This is a genomic window from Burkholderia sp. HI4860, assembly GCF_002223045.2.
GTDB lineage: Bacteria > Pseudomonadota > Gammaproteobacteria > Burkholderiales > Burkholderiaceae > Burkholderia.
In genome coordinates, this window is record NZ_NKFO02000003.1 from 2325639 (window position 1) to 2344157 (window position 18519).

General features: G+C 66.6%; 20 protein-coding genes and 1 tRNA gene. 6 read left to right on the forward strand and 15 right to left on the reverse strand.

Annotated elements, in window-relative coordinates; genetic code table 11:
* Nucleotides 1-242 precede the first annotated feature (242 nt).
* On the reverse strand, nucleotides 243-1217 hold the full coding sequence (ybiB, locus tag CFB34_RS26055) for a DNA-binding protein YbiB (RefSeq protein ID WP_089441052.1): 975 nt from the start codon (nucleotides 1215-1217) through the stop codon (nucleotides 243-245).
* 193 nt (nucleotides 1218-1410) lie between these two features.
* Between ybiB and maiA the strand changes: the two genes are divergently transcribed.
* The gene (gene maiA / locus CFB34_RS26060) at nucleotides 1411-2055 is read left to right on the forward strand and encodes a maleylacetoacetate isomerase (RefSeq protein ID WP_089441330.1); all 645 of its coding nucleotides are present in this window, start codon (nucleotides 1411-1413) and stop codon (nucleotides 2053-2055) included.
* An 87-nt stretch (nucleotides 2056-2142) separates the two neighbouring features.
* On the opposite strand, the gene ftsY is transcribed toward maiA, so the two are convergent.
* Nucleotides 2143-3297 (reverse strand): signal recognition particle-docking protein FtsY, encoded by a 1155-nt coding sequence (gene ftsY, locus CFB34_RS26065; protein WP_089441051.1) that lies wholly within the window; start codon nucleotides 3295-3297, stop codon nucleotides 2143-2145.
* Nucleotides 3298-3512: 215 nt separating this feature from the next.
* On the opposite strand from ftsY, the gene rsmD reads away from it, so the two are divergent.
* The 3 genes from rsmD to CFB34_RS26080 all read left to right on the forward strand — a co-directional run bounded on the left by rsmD (nucleotide 3513) and on the right by CFB34_RS26080 (nucleotide 5062).
* The gene (gene rsmD / locus CFB34_RS26070; RefSeq protein WP_089441050.1) at nucleotides 3513-4127 is read left to right on the forward strand and encodes a 16S rRNA (guanine(966)-N(2))-methyltransferase RsmD; all 615 of its coding nucleotides are present in this window, start codon (nucleotides 3513-3515) and stop codon (nucleotides 4125-4127) included.
* A gap of 111 nt (nucleotides 4128-4238) precedes the next feature.
* The gene (gene coaD, locus CFB34_RS26075; protein WP_039346084.1) at nucleotides 4239-4736 is read left to right on the forward strand and encodes a pantetheine-phosphate adenylyltransferase; all 498 of its coding nucleotides are present in this window, start codon (nucleotides 4239-4241) and stop codon (nucleotides 4734-4736) included.
* Nucleotides 4737-4795: 59 nt separating this feature from the next.
* A complete protein-coding gene (locus tag CFB34_RS26080; protein WP_089441049.1) occupies nucleotides 4796-5062 on the forward strand; it encodes a YfhL family 4Fe-4S dicluster ferredoxin in 267 nt (88 codons plus the stop codon).
* Between the two features lie 78 nt (nucleotides 5063-5140).
* Here the strand turns inward: CFB34_RS26080 and hisC are convergent, their stop codons facing one another.
* From hisC to CFB34_RS26120, 8 genes are all read right to left on the reverse strand, one after another.
* On the reverse strand, nucleotides 5141-6208 hold the full coding sequence (hisC, locus tag CFB34_RS26085; protein WP_089441048.1) for a histidinol-phosphate transaminase: 1068 nt from the start codon (nucleotides 6206-6208) through the stop codon (nucleotides 5141-5143).
* Between the two features lie 115 nt (nucleotides 6209-6323).
* Nucleotides 6324-6923 carry an aminoacyl-tRNA hydrolase gene (gene pth / locus CFB34_RS26090; RefSeq protein WP_006477776.1) on the reverse strand — a complete coding sequence of 200 codons (600 nt, stop codon included), beginning with the start codon at nucleotides 6921-6923 and terminating at the stop codon, nucleotides 6324-6326.
* Nucleotides 6924-7044: 121 nt separating this feature from the next.
* A complete protein-coding gene (locus CFB34_RS26095) occupies nucleotides 7045-7650 on the reverse strand; it encodes a 50S ribosomal protein L25/general stress protein Ctc (protein WP_089441047.1) in 606 nt (201 codons plus the stop codon).
* 161 nt (nucleotides 7651-7811) lie between these two features.
* Nucleotides 7812-8768: a ribose-phosphate pyrophosphokinase gene (locus CFB34_RS26100; RefSeq protein ID WP_089441046.1), complete on the reverse strand. Its 957-nt coding sequence runs from the start codon at nucleotides 8766-8768 to the stop codon at nucleotides 7812-7814.
* A gap of 44 nt (nucleotides 8769-8812) precedes the next feature.
* Nucleotides 8813-8889, reverse strand: a tRNA-Gln gene (locus tag CFB34_RS26105).
* A 55-nt stretch (nucleotides 8890-8944) separates the two neighbouring features.
* Nucleotides 8945-9826, reverse strand: a complete 882-nt coding sequence (gene ispE, locus CFB34_RS26110) for a 4-(cytidine 5'-diphospho)-2-C-methyl-D-erythritol kinase (RefSeq protein ID WP_069248895.1) — start codon at nucleotides 9824-9826, stop codon at nucleotides 8945-8947.
* A 25-nt stretch (nucleotides 9827-9851) separates the two neighbouring features.
* Nucleotides 9852-10472, reverse strand: coding sequence for a lipoprotein insertase outer membrane protein LolB (gene lolB, locus CFB34_RS26115; RefSeq protein WP_089441045.1), 621 nt, complete (start codon nucleotides 10470-10472; stop codon nucleotides 9852-9854).
* Nucleotides 10472-12295: a tetratricopeptide repeat protein gene (locus tag CFB34_RS26120; protein ID WP_089441044.1), complete on the reverse strand. Its 1824-nt coding sequence runs from the start codon at nucleotides 12293-12295 to the stop codon at nucleotides 10472-10474. Before CFB34_RS26120 ends, lolB begins: the two co-directional genes overlap by 1 nt.
* Nucleotides 12296-12381: 86 nt before the next feature.
* Here CFB34_RS26120 and mutM point away from each other — a divergent pair, with 86 nt between their 5' ends.
* Nucleotides 12382-13209, forward strand: coding sequence for a bifunctional DNA-formamidopyrimidine glycosylase/DNA-(apurinic or apyrimidinic site) lyase (gene mutM, locus CFB34_RS26125; RefSeq protein WP_046544386.1), 828 nt, complete (start codon nucleotides 12382-12384; stop codon nucleotides 13207-13209).
* Between the two features lie 24 nt (nucleotides 13210-13233).
* Complete coding sequence (gene mutY / locus CFB34_RS26130; protein ID WP_089441043.1) at nucleotides 13234-14340, forward strand: A/G-specific adenine glycosylase; 1107 nt, start codon at nucleotides 13234-13236, stop codon at nucleotides 14338-14340.
* A gap of 215 nt (nucleotides 14341-14555) precedes the next feature.
* Here the strand turns inward: mutY and CFB34_RS26135 are convergent, their stop codons facing one another.
* From CFB34_RS26135 to raiA, 5 genes are all read right to left on the reverse strand, one after another.
* A complete protein-coding gene (locus CFB34_RS26135; RefSeq protein ID WP_089441042.1) occupies nucleotides 14556-15191 on the reverse strand; it encodes an LON peptidase substrate-binding domain-containing protein in 636 nt (211 codons plus the stop codon).
* Between the two features lie 27 nt (nucleotides 15192-15218).
* A complete protein-coding gene (rapZ, locus tag CFB34_RS26140) occupies nucleotides 15219-16127 on the reverse strand; it encodes an RNase adapter RapZ (protein WP_089441041.1) in 909 nt (302 codons plus the stop codon).
* Nucleotides 16128-16201: 74 nt separating this feature from the next.
* A complete protein-coding gene (hprK, locus tag CFB34_RS26145; RefSeq protein WP_011353227.1) occupies nucleotides 16202-17170 on the reverse strand; it encodes an HPr(Ser) kinase/phosphatase in 969 nt (322 codons plus the stop codon).
* Between the two features lie 129 nt (nucleotides 17171-17299).
* Nucleotides 17300-17839, reverse strand: a complete 540-nt coding sequence (locus CFB34_RS26150) for a PTS sugar transporter subunit IIA (protein WP_011353226.1) — start codon at nucleotides 17837-17839, stop codon at nucleotides 17300-17302.
* 168 nt (nucleotides 17840-18007) lie between these two features.
* Nucleotides 18008-18367 carry a ribosome-associated translation inhibitor RaiA gene (raiA, locus tag CFB34_RS26155; RefSeq protein WP_006477786.1) on the reverse strand — a complete coding sequence of 120 codons (360 nt, stop codon included), beginning with the start codon at nucleotides 18365-18367 and terminating at the stop codon, nucleotides 18008-18010.
* Nucleotides 18368-18519: the final 152 nt, after the last annotated feature.

The window sequence follows — 18519 nt, forward strand, 5'->3', positions numbered from 1 at the left end:
TGCTGACGACTTCGGGTTGTAAAAACTACGAGAGGGGTACGGCGAGGAACTGCTGGGAGGGACCGTGCGGACAGCACACGGCGCTACGAAAGCCTTAGGCTAGTCGTAGCGATAGCGGCCGCGCTAGGCGGCCGGAGGTAATTCGGAGGGTGTTCGGAAAGGAACGCATGACAGCAACTCTATGCCAGGATGCGCTCGCGTGTCAAATGCCCCGCAAGCGGGGCCGGTTCGCGAGCGTGCCGTCAGCGTGCGATGCGGGCGATCTGCACGATCGTCGCGACCTGCCGGGCGACCGTGTCGGGCACCGGCACTTCGCCGCGCAATACGGCGTCGGTCCATGCGGCCGTCGTGGCCGCATCGCGCGATTCGGGCAGGGGAACCGGGGGCGCATCGGTCGACGAGCGTTCGGCCTCGATCAGCGTGTCGCACGCGCCGTCGTGCAGCCAGTCGACCTGCACCTGGCGCCGCGTATCGGCAACGGCTTCGCCCTCGGTGCCGCGTGCCAGCAGCGCGCCGCCGAGCGCGGCATCCGGATGGTCGCGGAACAATTGCGCCAGGCTGTCGCGGTACGGCGGGTGCGTGTAGTTGACGAGCCGCAGGCCGGCCGGCGCGAACGGCTGCAGGATCTTCACGAGCGTGTGCGTCGAGTTGCGCACGCCGAGCACGCTGCGCATCGACAGCAGGCGTGCGATGCGCGGCGCCAGCACCTCGATCGACGCGAACGCGACGCGGCGCTCGGCGAGCATGTCCTCGATGGCATCGTGCGAAGCCGACGGTGCGAGCGACAACGCCGAGAAGATCTCGGCGCTCGTCACGCGGCCCGGATCCTGCTCGACGCCGTGCACGAGCACCGGCACACCTTCGCGCGCGAGCAGCAGCGCGAGCAGCGGCACGAGGTTCGGCTGCTTGCGCGCGCCGTTGTAGCTCGGGATCGACACCGGGCGGAACGCGGCATCCTGCACGTGCACCGGCTCGAACGACGCCTGCGCGGCGGCGAGCATCGCGGCCAGCTCGTCGGCGGATTCGCCTTTCAGCCGATAGGCGATCAGGATCGCGCCGAGTTCGACGTCCGACACGCGCGCGTCGAGCATCGCGCGATAGAGCTCGAACGTGTCCTCGGCGGACAGCGCGCGTGCGCCGTGCGGGCCGCGGCCGATTTCCTTGATGAAGCGGGCGCACGGGAACGGAACGGCGGCGGGATCGTGGGAAGCGGTCATCGGGGCGTGGGGCGGGCGGCCGGCATCGGGCCGCGCTGTGAGCGGTGAGGAATGCCCCGAGTATCGCACGGGTGCGGCTGCCTTCAGGCGAGGCCGCTCGGCGCGGCGCGCTACACTCTGATTCCCGGCGGTGCGCGCCGGCTGCGCCGTGCCCGTGCCGTCGCCGGCCGAATACGACTACGAGAGACATCCCATGAAGCTTTACAGCTATTTCCGCAGTTCCGCGTCGTACCGCGTGCGGATCGCCCTGAACCTGAAGCAGCTGCCGTTCGACTATGTCCCCGTGCACATGCTGCGCGACGGCGGCGAGCAACTGAAGGACGCATACCGCGCGCTGAATCCGGATGCGGTCGTACCGACGCTGACCGACGGCGACGCGACGCTGCAGCAGTCGCTCGCGATCATCGAATATCTCGAGGAAACCCATCCGGAACCGGCGCTGCTGCCGAAGCAGCCTGTCGATCGCGCGTATGTGCGCGCGGTCGCGCTGCAGATCGCGTGCGAAATCCATCCGCTCAACAACCTGCGCGTGCTGAAGTACCTGAAACACACGCTGCAGGTGCCCGAGGAGGCGAAGAACGCGTGGTACCGGCACTGGATCGAGGCGGGCTTCGAGACGCTCGAGACGCGTCTCGCGAACGATCCGCGCACCGGCAAGCTGTGCTTCGGCGACACGCCGACGCTTGCCGACGTGTGCCTCGTGCCGCAGGTGTTCAATGCGAACCGCTTCTCGATCGATACGACGCGCTATCCGACGATCCAGCGGATCGTCGACCATGCGTCGACGCTCGATGCGTTCAAGGCCGCCGAGCCCGGCGCGCAGCCCGACGCCGAATGAGCGCGGCGCGCCCGGGCCCACGCATGACCGGGCGCGCATGAAAAAAGGGCGCCCGAAGGCGCCCTGTGCGATGCGTGCCCGCGGTGTTCAGCCGAGCAGCGCGTCCGCGAATTCGACCGCGCTGAACGGTTGCAGGTCCTCGACCTTCTCGCCGACGCCGATGAAGTAGACCGGCACCGGGCGCTGCCGCGCGATCGCAGCGAGAATCCCGCCCTTCGCGGTGCCGTCGAGCTTCGTGACGATGAGGCCGGTGAGGCCGAGCGCGTCGTCGAATGCCTTGACCTGCGTGAGCGCGTTCTGGCCGGTGTTCGCGTCGATCACCAGCAGCACTTCATGCGGCGCGCCGTCGTGCGCCTTCGAGATCACGCGCTTCACCTTCTTCAGCTCTTCCATCAGGTGGAGCTGCGTCGGCAGGCGGCCGGCCGTGTCGGCCATCATCACGTCGATCTTGCGCGCGCGCGCGGCGCTGACCGCGTCGAAGATCACTGCGGCCGGATCGCCGCTTTCCTGCTGCACGACCGTCACGTTGTTGCGCTCGCCCCAGACCGCCAGCTGTTCGCGCGCGGCCGCACGGAACGTGTCGCCCGCGGCCAGCAGCACCGACTGGTCGAAGCTCTGCAGATGCTTCGCGAGCTTGCCGATGCTGGTTGTCTTGCCGGCGCCGTTCACGCCGGTGATCATCATCACGAGCGGCTGCGCGCGGCCGAGCATCAACGATTTCTCGAGCGGCGTCAGCAGCTCGACGAGCAGGTCGTGCAGCGCGGATTTCACCTGCTGCGGGTCGGTCAGGCGGCCCGCGCGCACCTTTTCGCGCAGCGCGCCGAGCAGGTACTCGGTCGCGTCGACGCCCGCGTCGGACATCAGCAGCGCGGTTTCGAGTTCCTCGTACAGATCCTCGTCGATCTTCGTGTTGACGAACACGCCGGTGATGCTCGAGCCCGTCTTGGCGAGCCCCGTTTTCAGGCGCGCGAGCCACGATTTCTTCGCGGTGGCGTCCTGCAGCGGCGGCGGGACGATTTCGACCGTCTCGACGACTTCGTCGCGGCCGTCGTTGGTCGGCGTGACCGTCATCACGACGGCCGGCGCGGCCGGTTGCGCGGGCGCTTGCGGCACGTCGGCCGCGGGCGGGGCCTCGACCGCGGGCGCATCGGACGGTTCGTCCGTTTGCTGCGCGTCGGCCGATTGCGATTCCGCCGGATCGGGCTCCTGCGTTTTCTTGAATCGTTTGAAGAAGCTGAACATGGTCTGACGTCGGGAAGAGGGCGGGCCGCCGCCAGGGGCGGGCACCGGACGGGCCGTTCTGCGTTCGCGCGGGCGCGGCGCACGGCGGCCGAAACCGTGCATTTTATCAGTGCGGCGTGGCGCTCGCGCCAGCGCGCATCGCCGCTGTGGTAACGTGCGCCTGTTTAGCGGTGCGCCCCCGCGCGCGCCCGGTCCCTCCGTCGTCGATATTCCGTATGTCCCGTTCCTCTCCCGGCCGCCCGGCGGCCCCTTCTGGCCGCGGCAAGCCGCACACGATCCGCATCATCGGCGGTGACTGGAAACGCACGCCGCTCGCGGTGCTCGATCTGGACGGCCTGCGGCCGACCCCCGATCGCGTACGCGAGACGCTGTTCAACTGGCTCGGCCAGGATCTCGAAGGCCGGCGTTGCCTCGACCTGTTCGCAGGCACCGGTGCGCTCGGTTTCGAGGCGGCGTCGCGCGGCGCGGCGAGCGTCGTGATGGTCGAGCGCCATCCGCGCGCGGCGCAGCAACTGCGTGCGATCAAGGACAAGCTCGGTGCACGTGCGGTCGAGGTCGCGGAGGCGGACGCGCTGCGGCTCGCGGCCGGGCTCACGCCGGGCGCGTTCGATGTCGTGTTCCTCGATCCGCCGTTCGACGATCTGCCCGTGCTCGAGCGCGCGATTGCGCTGGCGGCGCCGCTCGTCGCGGCGGGCGGTGCGCTGTACGTCGAGACGGGGGCCGAGCTCGATCCCGCCGCGCACGACGCGCTCGCGGGCTGGGAAGTCGTGAAGCACGGCAAGGCCGGTGCGGTTCACTATCATTTGCTGCGGCGCGAAAATGATGAATAATGCGCGTTCCATACGAGGCGGCGCGCCGCAAAGGCGACGCAAGCCCATCTCGGCAGCGGCGTGCGCATCGCACGGCTGCCATCCCGTTTGCGTGATGACAGGAGGAGCGACATGGTAGTCGCCGTGTATCCCGGTACGTTCGATCCGCTGACGCGCGGGCACGAAGACCTCGTGCGGCGTGCGTCGAGCATTTTTGATACGCTGGTGGTCGGTGTGGCCGACAGCCGCGCGAAAAAGCCGTTCTTCTCGCTCGAAGAACGTCTGACGATTGCGAACGAGGTGCTCGGCCATTATCCGAACGTGAAGGTGATGAGTTTCACCGGCCTCCTGAAGGATTTCGTCCGCACCAACAATGCGCGCGTGATCGTGCGCGGCCTGCGCGCCGTGTCCGATTTCGAATATGAGTTCCAGATGGCCGGGATGAACCGCTACCTGCTGCCCGACGTCGAGACGATGTTCATGACGCCGTCCGATCAGTACCAGTTCATCTCGGGGACGATCGTGCGCGAAATCGCGCAGTTGGGCGGCGATGTCAGCAAGTTCGTATTTCCGTCCGTCGAGAAGTGGCTGACCGAGAAAGTCGCTGCGATCGGAGGCCCTGCCGCGTGACGCGGCGCCGGCCGGTTTCGTTGCGAAGCCGGCCGCCGGCCTGAAGAAGTGAGATCAGTATGGCTTTGATGATTACCGACGAGTGCATCAATTGCGACGTGTGCGAGCCCGAGTGCCCGAACGGCGCGATTTCGATGGGCCCGGACATCTACGTGATCGACCCGAACAAGTGCACCGAGTGCGTCGGCCATTTCGACGAGCCGCAGTGCCAGCAGGTGTGTCCGGTCGAATGCATTCCGCGCGATCCGCAGCATGACGAATCGCACGCGCAATTGATGGAGAAGTATCACGCGTTGACGGCCGAAAAGGGCGACGAAGCGTCGTGACCCCGCGGTGACGCGCGCGCTCGAGTCCTTCGGCACGCCCGATCCGGATCGGCGCCGCCCGGCGCCGGTTCTTCCGTTTCAGGCCAACAGCTCGCGCAATGCCGCGACGAGCCCGTCGCATTCGGCGTCGGTGCCGACGGTGATGCGCAGGTGCTGGTCGATCCGCGGCAGCCGGAAGTGCCGCACGAAAATCTCCCGTTCCTTCAGTTTCGCCGCAATCGCACCCGCGTCGTGCGCAGGATGGCGCGCGAACACGAAATTCGCGGCCGACGGCACGATGTCGAAGCCGAGCGCGTCCAGCGCATGCGTCAGACGCGTCCGGCTGTCGATCACGCGCCGGCAGGTTGCGTTGAAATAGTCGGTGTCTTCATAGGCGGCCTGCGCGGCAACTTGCGCGAGCCGGTCGAGCGGGTACGAGTTGAAGCTGTCCTTCACGCGGTTCAGCGCGTCGATCAGCGCGGCGTCACCGAACGCGAAGCCGACGCGCATGCCCGCGAGCGAGCGCGCCTTCGACGTCGTGTGGACGACGAGCAGGTTCGGGTAGCGGTCGATCAGCGTGATCGCGGACTGCGCGCCGAAGTCGACATACGCTTCGTCGATCACGACGACCGACGACGGATTCGCCGCGGCGATCCGCTCGACGTCAGCGAGCGGCAGCGCGCGCCCGGTCGGTGCGTTCGGGTTCGGAAACAGCACGCCGCCGGCGTCGTCGAGATAGTCGTCGACACGGATCGAGAAGTCGTCCGCGAGCGGCACGATCGACGTCTGGACGCCGTACAGGCGCGCATAGGTCGGATAGAAGCTGTACGTGATGTCGGGAAAGCGCAGCGGCCGGTCGTGCTTGAGCAGCGCCTGGAACGTGTGCGCGAGCACCTCGTCGGAGCCGTTGCCGACGAACACCTGCTCGGGCTTGATGCGGTGATGGGCCGCGACCGTTTCGCGCAGCGCGCGCGCAACCGGGTCGGGATAGCGGCGCAGCGTGTCGCCGGTCTCGCCGAGTTCGCGAGCGATCGCCGCGACGACGCGCGGCGACGGCGGATAGGGATTCTCGTTGGTGTTCAGCTTCACGGGGTGTGCGAGCGCAGGCTGCTCGCCCGGCACGTAAGGCACGAGTTGCTGAACGATGTTGCTCCAGTAACGGCTCACCGCTTGGCTCCTGTCGGGCAAAGCGACCAGATTACCGCATGTGCGCGCAGGAAGGGGCGGGCGGGGCCGCCCGGCGGCGCCGGACGGCTCGATGCACCGGAGCGATGCGATGCGGTCAGTTGCGATGCAGCTGCATCGTCGCGCGGTCGAGTTCGCCCTTGACGACCATCGGCATCACGGCGAGCGCGCGTTCGATCGACGCGTCGATCACGTCCTGTTCCTCGCGGCGCGGCGGCTTCAGCACGAAGTTCGCAACGTCGGGCTTCGCGCCGGCGCGCGCACTTTCCGGAATCAGGTCGCGCGGATGGCCGATGCCGATCCGCAGCCGCCAGTACTGCTGCGACGACAGGTGGGCGGTGATGTCCTTCAGGCCGTTGTGGCCGCCGCTGCCGCCGCCGAGCTTCAGCTTCACGGTGCCGGGCGGCAGGTCGAGCTCGTCGTGCGCGACGAGGATCTGGTCGGGCAGGATCTTGAAGAATTGCGCGAGCGCGACGACCGACTGGCCGGAGCGGTTCATGTAGGTTTGCGGCTCGAGCAGGTGGACTTCTTCGCCGTGCAGGCGCGCTTTCGCGTAGAAGCCATGGAAGCGGCGCTCGTCGCGCAGCGTCGTGCCGGCCTCGCGGGCGAGCTGGTCGATCAGCCAGAAGCCGGCGTTGTGGCGCGTCGCGGTGTATTCCGCCCCGGGATTGCCGAGGCCGACGATCAGTTTGATCATGACGTTTCGAAGGCGGCAACGGCCGCCTGGGCGCAGAAAAAGAAAAACCCGCCGGGCAAGCCGCGGCGGGTTGCGTCGACCGTTTCGAGAGACGGATCGATGGGGCGCGTGGGCAGGCCGCTCAGGCAGCCGGCGTTTCGCCTTCTGCTGCGTCCGACACGGCACCAGCCGGGACCGTCGCCGATGCGACAACCGGGTTTTCCGCGTCGATGTGTGCGACCAGCGTGACACCCTTCGGCAGCGTGATGTCCTTCGCGTGCAGCGATTGACCGGCTTCGATCTTCGACAGGTCGACTTCGAGGAACTCCGGCAGGTCAGCCGGCAGGCACTCGATTTCGATTTCCGTCGCGACGTGCGAAACGATCGCGCTCGACAGCTTCACGGCCGGGCTGATTTCAGCGTTCAGGAAGTGCAGCGGAGCCTTCGTGTGCAGCTTCTTCTTCGCGTCAACGCGTTGGAAGTCCACGTGCAGCACCAGTTGCTTGAACGGGTGGTATTGCACGTCGCGCAGCAGAACCTGTTGCGACTGGCCAGCCACTTCGAGGTCGAGGATCGACGAGTGGAAAGCTTCCTTCTTCAGGGCGTGCCACAGGGCGTTGTGATCGAGTTCGATCTTTTGCGGGGCTGCTTCGCCACCGTAAACGATACCCGTGGTCTTACCAGCGTTGCGCAGGCGGCGGCTCGCACCCGTACCTTGCTCTTGGCGCTCGAAAGCGACGACTTTCATGTGATTCTCCAATAGCTGCCCGCGACCAGGCAGTAAAACGGGGCCGTCAGATTGCGGCCCCCGATGAAACGGACGGGGTTTCGTCTATCCCGTCCGATTGTGCAAAAAGCGAAGCGTTGCCGCTTCGCTTTCTGCGCATGCTTTGTTCAGTCGATTCGCGATCAGGATTCCGCGAACAGCGACATCACCGAGTCGCCGCGGCGGATCCGCGAGAACGTTTCGGCCAGCAGGCTCGCGCTCGTCAGTGCACGGATCTTCGAGCAGCCGAGCGATTCGGCCGACAGCGGGATCGTGTCGGTGACGACCAGCTCGTCGAGCGCCGATGCGGCGATACGATCGCCTGCACCACCCGACAGCACCGGGTGCGTCGCGTAGGCGAAGACCTGCTTCGCGCCGCGCTCTTTCAGCACTTGTGCGGCCTTGCAGAGCGTGCCTGCCGTATCGACCATGTCGTCCATGATCACGCAGGTGCGGCCTTCGACTTCACCGATGATGTTCATCACTTCGGAGACGTTCGCCTTCGGGCGACGCTTGTCGATGATCGCGAGATCGCAGTTGAGCTGCTTCGCGAGTGCCCGGGCACGCACCACGCCGCCGACGTCCGGCGACACGACGAGCAGATCCGGGTAGTTCTGCTTGCGCAGGTCACCCAGCAGGATCGGCGTTGCGTAGATGTTGTCGACCGGGATGTCGAAGAAGCCTTGAATCTGGTCGGCGTGCAGATCCATCGTGATGATCCGCTCGACGCCGGCGATTTCCAGCATGTTCGCGACGACCTTCGCCGAGATCGCGACGCGCGCCGAACGCGGGCGGCGATCCTGACGGGCGTAACCGAAGTAGGGGATGGCTGCAGTGATCCGGCCGGCGGATGCGCGCTTGAGCGCATCGACCATGATCATCAGTTCCATCAGGTTGTCGTTCGTCGGTGCGCACGTGGATTGCAGGACGAAGACGTCCTTGCCACGCACGTTTTCCTGGATCTCGACCTGGATCTCGCCGTCGGAGAAACGGCTGACCATTGCTTTGCCGAGGGGAATTCCAAGGATCTTGACGACTTCCTGGGCGAGCGCGGGATTCGCGTTGCCAGTAAAAACCATCAGGCCGTCATGGCTGCTCATCGTGCACCTGCTTCGGGCTTAGGCGGGAAATGCGGGAAAATTTTTGGCAGGGGAGGAAGGACTCGAACCCTCGCATGCCGGAATCAAAATCCGGTGCCTTGACCAACTTGGCGACTCCCCTACACTTAACTGATAACTTCACCGAACTTGTGTAGGCCGTTCGGCAAAGTAAAACTTCATGACGCGAAAGCGAAGAGCGGATGCTCGTTCAGGCTCTCGGCAACTGCACCGTTCCAGCCGGTGGGCAGCTTGGCTTGCGCCGCTTCTGCCTCATGCTTGCTGCGAAACGCTGCAAACACGCTTGCTCCGGAGCCGGTCATCCTCGCGGGGGTCACATCATACAACCATTTGACCACCTGCGCAACTTCCGCGTACTTACTTGTCACAACTTGCTGCATATCGTTCCGACCGAAACTATCTGGCCATCCCGCGTCGCTGCTTTGCTGTGCAAGAAAGTCCGTAATTGTGACGCGCTTCGAATCTCTTGTCAACAACTCATCTGAAAATATTTCAGCGGTTGGGACGTGAACGCGGGGCGTTACAACCAAGAACCAGCGAGTCGGCAATTGTACCTCAGCTAATTCTTCTCCGATACCCTCTGCGAACGCATTTTTTCCAAAAATAAAAAACGGAACGTCAGCGCCGAGTTTTACCGCAAGCGACTGGAGTTCGGCACGCGGCAGGTCGAGTTGCCACAGGCGGTTCAGCGCGAGCAGCGTCGTCGCCGCGTCGGAGCTGCCGCCGCCGAGGCCGGCCCCCATCGGCAGGCACTTGTCGATCTCGATATCGACACCGTGCGCGGTGCCCGTATGCGCTTTCAGCAGGTTAGCCGCGCGCACGACGAGATCGCTTTCCTCGGGCACGCCGGGCACGTCGGTGACGCGTGCGACGCGGCCGTCGTCGCGGAGCGTGAAGTGCAGCGTGTCGCCCCAGTTCAGCAACTGGAACACGCTCTGCAGATCGTGATAGCCGTTCGGACGGCGGCCGGTGATGTGCAGGAACAGGTTGAGTTTCGCGGGCGCAAGGCAGTTGCGCAGCGAGCGGGTCGAATCGGTCATGCGTATGTCTGGGCTGGGCCGGTGCTCACTGATCGAGCACGAGCTTGATGTCGAGCGGCGGTGTCGCGCGCACGAGGTTGACGCGTTTGACGCCCGTGGCCGGGGCATCCGCGTAGGCAAGGTAGTCGATCGTCCAGCCGTCCTGGCGGATCTGCTTGACGCGCGTACCGTCGGCCGGATCGCGCACCGTCTGCGCGGGCGTGGCGGGCGCGGCGGTCGGCAGCAGCCAGTAGCGCAGGCCCGCGAGCGGCAGTTCGAAACCGAGCGTCTTCTGCATCAGGTCGCCGACGTCCGGCGCATATTGCGTCGGATGGTTCGGCAATTCGAGCGATGCCGCCTGCGGCGTCGACTTCACGACCGCGAGCGTCTGGCCGAGCGGGCTGCGCAGCTCGAGCGACACGTCGTCGCCGTGCTCCTGCCAGTCGAAGTTGCCGTACACGTTCTGCGGATTGCCGAGACGGTCGTCGTACCGCACCGCGAAGCGGCCATGGTAAGCGTGCGTGGCGGTAGTCTGCAGCGCCGCGCCGGTCGGCGCGCCGGCCGACGGCGGCGTGCTCGCGCAGCCGGCGAGCACGAGCGCCGCGCCGGCTGCGGCCAGCGTGCGCTGCGCGCGGAAGGACAGGGAAAACGTCGGGAACATCTGCATCAGAGACCGTTGATCTGGAGGCGTTTCAGCGTCTGCACGAGCGTGTCGTTGTCCGGCTCGAGCTTCTGTGCGTCACGCCATGCGGAACGCGCATCGTCCTGCGCGCCGCTCTTCCACAGCACTTCGCCGAGATGCGCGCCGATCTCGGCGTTCGGCTGCAGTTCGTACGCGCGTCGCAGCACCTTCGCCGCGCCGGCCGTATCGCCCATCCGGTACTTCACCCAGCCGAGGCTGTCCATGATGTACGCGTCGTTCGGTGCGAGCGTCATCGCCTTGTCGATCAGCTTGCTGGCTTCGGGGAGCCGCTGGTTGCGATCGGCGAGCGAATAGCCGAGCGCGTTGTATGCCTGCGGATTGTCGGGCTGCGTGCGGATCAGCTCGCGCAGCTGCTTTTCCATCGTCGTGTAGTGGCCGGTCTTTTCGGCCGCCATCGCGTAGTCGTAGCGCAGGTCGGGATCGTCGGGGAAGTCCTGGACCGCCTGTCCGAGCCGTGCCTCGGCTTCCGGGTAGCGCTTCGCGGTGAACAGGATCGACGCGTCGGTGCGTGCGACCACGGCCGCATCGCGCGGATCCGTGATCGGCAGGTCGTCGAGCACCTTGCGCGCCTCGTCGGTCTTGCCCTGTTTCTGCAGCAGCTGCGCGCGCGTGATCTGCGCGGGCAGGTAGTGCTGGCTCGTCTGGTCGACCTTGTCGAGCCACTGCGATGCCTGCGCGTCGTTGTTCTGGTCGATCGCGATCTGCGCGAGGTAGATGTAGCCCTGGCCGACGTCGAGGTTCGGCTGCTTGTCGCCGAGCTGGACGTACTGCTTCAGGTAGCCGGTCGCTTCGTCGAGCTTCTTCTGCTGGATCTTGATCAGCGCGAGCGCCATCAGCGGCGTCGGATCCTTCGCGTCGAGCTTGCGCATCGTCTCGAACTGCTTCTGCGCGTCGTCGAGGCGATCGTCGGCGAGATAGAGCTGCGACAGCGCGAGCCGCGCATCGCGCGACTTCGGATTCTGCTGAACATACTTCTCGAACGACGTGATGCCCGCCGCGCGTTCCGCCGGCCCCATCTGCGACAGCATCAAAGCCGCCGGCAGGTAGTCGGGGCGGAGCTGTAGCGCCTGCTTCAGCGACTGCGCGGCGCCGTCCTTGTCGTCGACCGCGAGCTGCTGGCGCGCGATCGCGAGCTGCGCTTCGGGCCGGTTCAGGTCGTTCTTCAGCATGTCCTTCAATACCGCGAGGCCGCCGACGCGGTCGGAGCCGCGCACGAGCAGCGCCTGCAGCGCGAGGATCGCCGGGCCGCGCGTCTCGCCGGTCGCCCGTGCCAGCTCGCGCGCGAGCGTCGGCTGTGCGTCGGCCGGCTTGCCGGCGAGCACCAGCAGCGCGGCGTCGACCTGCGATGCGCGATTCGAATCGGGTGCGTACTGGCGCCACAGGTTCGCGGCGGACAGCGCGTCGGCCGGGCTCTGCGCGCCGAGCGCGATCTCGGTCGCACGCTGCGCCATGCGCGGATCGCGCGTGTCGCGGGCGAGCGCGAGGTAGGTCTGGTAGGCCGGCGCGGGCTGGTTACGCTGCAGCGCGACCTCGGCGGCGAGCACCTGGTAGACGATCTGGCTCGTCAGCGGAACGCCGGGGAGATCCTTTTTCTCGTCCGGCATCACATGCTCGAACGCGCCCTGCGACTCCGCGTCGTCCGATGCCGGATCCTGCGCGTGGGCCGGGAAGGCGGTGAGGGTCCAGGCGGCAAACAGCGCGGCGCCGAGTGCACGGCGGACCGGGAAGGCGCGCGCGCCGCGCACGGCGGCGGGACGCTTCTGAAGCAGCTTCGAGGGCAAGGTCATGGAAATCCGTTCGATGTTTCAACCGATTGTAACGCGCTCGCTACAATACACGCACGATCGTGAATCCAGTCTCAGACCCGCAAAACATGCCAGAGTTGCCAGAAGTCGAAGTCACGCGCCGGGGCATCGCGCCCTTTGTCGCGGGCCGCCGCGTCGAGCGTGTCGACGTCCGTACCGAGATGCTGCGCTGGCCCGTGCCGGCCGGGCTCGCCGAGCAGTTGCGTGCGCGCGAGGTGCTCGCCGTCGAGCGTCGCGGCAAGTATCTGCTGTTCGAGGTCGACGCGGGCTGGTTCATCGTGCACCTCGGCATGACGGGCACGCTGCGCGTGCTGCCCGCGGCTGGCGTGCCGGTCGCCGCGAAGCACGACCACATCGACTGGATCTTCGACGAATTCGTGCTGCGGTTCCGCGATCCGCGCCGCTTCGGCGCGGTGCTGTGGCACCCGCGCGAAGCGGGCGACGTGCATGCGCATCCGCTCCTCGCGAGCCTCGGCGTCGAGCCGTTCTCGCCGGCGTTCACCGGCGCGCTGCTGCACGCGCGCACGCGCGGGCGCACCGTGTCGGTCAAGCAGGCGCTGCTCGCGGGCGACATGGTCGTCGGCGTCGGCAACATCTATGCGTCGGAGAGCCTGTTTCGCGCCGGCATCCGGCCGACGACGGCCGCCGGCAAGGTGTCGCTGCCGCGCTACGAGCGTTTGGCCGACGCGGTGCGCGCGACGCTTGCCGACGCGATCGAGCGAGGCGGCAGCACGTTGCGCGATTTCGTCGGCAGCAACGGCGAAAGCGGCTATTTCCAGCTCGACTGCTTCGTCTACGACCGTGCGGGCCAGCCATGCCGCGTATGCAACACGCCGATCCGCCAGATCGTGCAGGGCCAGCGGTCGACCTATTTCTGCCCGACCTGCCAGCGTTGAAACCTTTTTCCACAATTAGATCACTTGAAGCCGCCCCGCATCGCCCCCGCTCCGTTCCCCGTCACGCCGCTGCATCGGACGTTCGCTACGCGCCTGGTCGCGTGGCAGCGCGAGCATGGCCGCCACGACCTGCCGTGGCAGAACACCCGTGATCCGTACCGGATCTGGCTGTCGGAAATCATGCTGCAGCAGACGCAGGTATCGACCGTCATCCCGTATTACACGCGCTTTCTCGAACGCTACCCCGACGTCGCCGCGCTCGCGACCGCACCGACCGACGACGTGATGGCGCTCTGGGCGGGGCTCGGCTACTACTCGCGCGCGCGCAACCTGCATCGCTGCGCGCAGGTCGTCGTCGCCGAGCACGGCGGTGCGTTTCCGGCGACGCCTGACGCGCTGGCCGAATTGCCGGGCATCGGCCGTTCGACGGCCGCGGCGATCGCGTCGTTTGCGTACGGTGCGCGCGCGACGATTCTCGACGGCAACGTGAAGCGCGTGCTGGCGCGGGTGTTCGGCGTCGAAGGCTTCCCGGGCGAGAAGCGCGTCGAGAACGACATGTGGGCGCTCGCCGAATCGCTGTTGCCCGACGCCGCGAACGCGGCCGACGTGAGCGCATACACGCAGGGGCTGATGGATCTCGGCGCGACGCTGTGCGTGCGCGGCAAGCCCGATTGCGCGCGCTGCCCGTTCGCGGGCGACTGCGTCGCGCAATCGACGGGCCGCCAGCGCGAACTGCCGGCCGCGCGGCCGAAGAAGGCCGTGCCGACCCGCAAGACCTGGATGCTCGTGCTGCGCGACGGTGACGCGGTGCTGCTCGAGCGACGGCCGCCGACCGGCATCTGGGGCGGCCTGTGGAGCCTGCCGCAAGCGGACGGCGACGCCGCGCTCGCGGAACTCGCGCGCGGCTTCGGTGGCGGCGGCACGGTGCCGCTCGCGCCGCTCACGCACACGTTTACGCATTTCCGGCTCGAGATCGAGCCGCGGCTGAGCGACATGGCCGACGGTGGCGGCCTGCCTTCCGGCGCGCGGGACGCGGACACCGCCTGGGTGCCGCTGAGCCGGCTCGACGCGTATGGCGTGCCGGCGCCCGTGCGCAAGCTGCTCGATGCGCTGAGCGGGCCGCTGCTGTAACGAAGGGGGAGGGGCGCGGCGCATGCCGCGCTTTCAGGGAAACGTCGGACGCTCGTGGTTTTTCGTGCGGACGGAAGTCGCCCTCGGTGGCCTGGCTCGAAGTTGCTGTCGGGGGCGATTCGGAACTCGCCGGCCCGGCTTTTCGCCCGGAAGGAAGCCCCTCGTTGGATGCCCTCTCCCGGATAATTCAGGCAAAGCGACAGGTCCCGCGCTCGCTATAACCAGCCGTGCCGGTCGAGCACGTGATGCACGGCATCGATGCGCGCGCCGACGTCCGGGAACTCCATCAGCTTCTGCCGCGCGCGCAGGTCGAGCGGCAGCAGTTCGGCGAGACGGTTCGATACCCAGCTCGGATCGTCGAGCCGGAACGGTTCGCCGAACGGCATCTTCTGCGGATCGGACTTCTTCAGCGCGTCGATGATGCGCTCGAGCACCTCGGCGCACGAGCCGAACTGCGCGAGCGCCTGCTCGCCTTCGAGCGGGATGTCGTCCGGCAGCGGCTCCGCGATGCCGACCAGCAGCCCGTTGCCTTCGACGCGATACGACAGCAGCTCGAAACGCTGCGTGCCGACCGCCTGCAGGTACAGCATGCCGAATTCACCGGTATCGCATTCGGTGATACGCGCCATGCAGCCGATGGTCTCGGGCACCGACACGGCGCCGTCCTGCGCGACTTCCGGTCCGCTCTTCAGCAGGCACACGCCGAACGGTGCATCGTCGCGCAGGCACGCGCGGGCCATGTCGAGATAGCGCGCCTCGAACACCTTGAGCGGGAGCAGGCCCCCCGGGAACAGCACCGTGTGCAGCGGAAACAGCGGCAGGTCGATCAGGGTGGTCGATAGGGAGGACATGGCGCGCGGGCGTTGGGGCGGGCGTCGCTAGGGTCGGTCGACCTCGGAGACGAGCCGCGACGACGCGTCGACATCCAGTGGCGCGTCACGATGCCGCACGATCACGTTCGCGTCGTGCGCAAGGCGCGCGGCGAGCGTTTCCGCGATGAACACCGACCGATGCTGGCCGCCCGTGCAGCCGATGGCGACGGTCAGGTAGCTGCGGTTGTCATCGCGGAAGTGCGGCAGCCATTTCATCAGGAACGCATGGATGTCGTCGATCATCTGGTGGACGATCGGCAGTGCGTCGAGAAAGGCGATGACCGGTTGGTCGAGCCCGGTGAGCGGGCGCAACTCGTGGTCGTAGTACGGATTCGGCAGCGCGCGCACGTCGAACATCAGGTCGGCGTCGAGCGGCACGCCGCGCTTGAAGCCGAACGATTCGAACATCACCATCAGGTCGTTGTTCTTCTGCTCGATGAAGCGCTTGACCCAAGTACGCAGCGCGTTCGCGCGCAGCGTGCTGGTGTCGATCTGGTGGCCGAATTCGGCGAGCGGCGCGACGAGTTCGCGCTCGCGCTCGATCGCTTCCTCGAGCGACGACAGCAGGCCGACGTCCGCATCGTGCGACAGCGAGCCGGACAGCGGATGGCGGCGGCGCGTCTCGGAGAAGCGCTGGATCAGCGCCTGGGTGCTCGCGTTGAGGAACAGCACGCGGACGTCGTGCTCGCGCGACAGCTCGCGGATCAGGCCGGGCATTTCATCGAGCGACGCGCTCGAGCGCGCGTCGATCGCGACCGCGAGCCGGCGCTGGCCATCCTCGCCGAGGTAGCGGGCGAGTTCGGGGAGCACGTGCGGCGGCAGGTTGTCGACGCAGTAATAGCCTGCGTCTTCGAGCGCGTTCAGCGCGACGGACTTGCCTGAGCCGGAGATGCCGGTGATGAGGACGATGCGCATGGGAAGCAGAGAATCCTGACGTTTCATCATAGCACCGGCTCGACGCGTCGGCGTGGCGTGGCCGGCGCGTGCGGTTACACCAGTTTGCCGGGGAACTGACTGTCGGGATCTTGCATCGCGAGTCGTTGCCGATCCATGAAATCGCGCAATGTGTCGATTCCGCGCAACTGCAGGATCGTGTTCCGGACGGCCGCCTCGACGAGCACCGCGAGGTTGCGGCCGGCCGCGACCTGGATCGTGACCTTGCTGATCGGCAGGCCGAGCACGTCGACCGTCTGGCTTTCGAGCGGCAGGCGCTGGAATTCGCCGTCAGGGCGCCGAACCAACTGGACGATCAGCTTCAGCTTCATTTTCCGCCGCACGGCGGTTTCGCCGAAGATCGTCTTGATGTCGAGCAGGCCCAGACCACGCACTTCGAGCAGGTTCTGCAGCAGCGGCGGGCAGCGCCCTTCGACGAAATCGGGGCCAAGTCGGACGAAATCGACCGCGTCGTCGGCGACGAGGCCGTGGCCGCGGCTGATCAGCTCGAGGCCGAGTTCGCTCTTGCCGAGGCCCGAATCGCCGGTCAGCAGCACGCCCATCCCGAGGATGTCGATGAACACGCCGTGCAGCGTCGCGCGCGGCGCGAGGATGCGCGACATGTAGAGCCGCAGGCTGTCGATCACCGCGGCGGCCGACATGGGCGTGGTGAACAGCGGGGTCGACGAGCGCGTGCAGCGCAGCACGAGTTCGGGCGGCGCCGCGGCCCCGCCGGCGACGACGAGGAACGGCGGTTCGAGCGCGATCAGCTCGGCCATGTGGCGCGAGCGGTCTTCGTCGGTTTGTCGCTGGTAGTAGTCGATTTCGGCTTCGCCGAGCACCTGGATCCGGTTCGGGTGGATCAGGTTCAGGTGGCCGACGAGGTCGGCGCTCGAGGTTGCATTGCCGACGGTGTCGGCCGAAAAACCGCGCTCCCAGCCTTCATGCCCCGTCAGCCAGCTCAGTTTCAGCGTGGCCGCGTTGTCGTCGAAGATGCTCTGGGCGTTGATGCTGGACGTATCCATGACTCTCGTCACTCCAATGGGCCGGTGCGTGCGCGCGGCGACGGACGTCGCCATGCCGGGCCGGCGCCGGGCGGCCCTGAACGGCGGCGCGTGCCGCCGCGTACGGGAAAATATTCCGCCCGGATCAACTCAAGGTTGCCACTGAGTGAGCAGGCGATGCAACTCGGCGATATCCGTTTCGTTGTGCAGACGCTCGCGCGCGTCGCGATCGGACAGCAGTTGCGCGATTTCCGACAGGATCTCGAGGTGCTGCTGGGTGGCTTGCTCGGGCACGAGCAGGAAGATCAGGAGACCGACCGGCTGGCCGTCGGGGGCTTCGAACGGGATTGCATCGGCGAGTCGGACGAACGCGGCGAGCGGGTGCTTGAGACCCTTGATGCGCCCGTGCGGAATCGCGACGCCTTCGCCGAGCCCGGTCGAGCCGAGGCGCTCGCGCGCGAACAGGTTGTCCGTGACGGTGCTGCGGGCGATGCCGTTCTGATTCTCGAACATCAGCCCGGCTTGTTCGAACACGCGTTTCTTGCTGGTGACTGAGAGGTCGATGACGACGTTCTCTATGGGCAGGATTTTGGCTAGGCGATTCATGTTGGCAGGCGATTGGGCGGCCTGGGGTCTCCTTGCGGCGGCAGACTGATTATCCATGTTCGGCGATATCAAGGCGTTCGGCATCGGCAACCTGCAAGGCAGCTACCGCATCCAGCGCCCCCCGGCGATAACCGGAACATTATAGAGCACAGCCGCGTGCGTGGCGCAGCGCGGAAGGACCGGTTGCACCCCTGCGCGGAGTCGCAAAAAAAACGCCCGGCGAACCGGGCGACGTGTGTGTTGCAGTGAAGGTTACTGCGGCGGCAGTTCGATCTGGTCGATCGACGGTTGAAGCTTGATCGGGTCGTGCGCGTGCGTTTGCAGACGCTCCATGTGCTTGACGACCTGGCGATCCAGCTTGTCGATCAGCAGGTCGATCGCTGCATACAGGTTACCGTTCGCGCTTTCGACGAAGATGTCCTTGCCCTTCAGGTGCAGGTTGATTTCCGCGCGCTGCTGCTTGTCCTTTTCCTTGTGGTTGTCGACCGAGAGGATCACAGTGCCATCGATCACCTGATCGCTATGCCGTAGCACCCGGTCCAGCTTGGTGATCACGTATTCGCGAATTGCAGGCGTGACTTCGAGATGATGTCCACTGATCTTCAGGTTCATAGTGCTTCTCCAAGCGAGTGACCACCCGGCCGCATCGAGGCGGCGCTCCGGTCGACTTGCCCGTGCCGCACGAAGGCGGCGTATCGCGGACAGGTCGCCCGGCCTGTTCCCCGTGTGCGCGGTGGTCGGGACACGCCTGCCGCCGGGCAGGC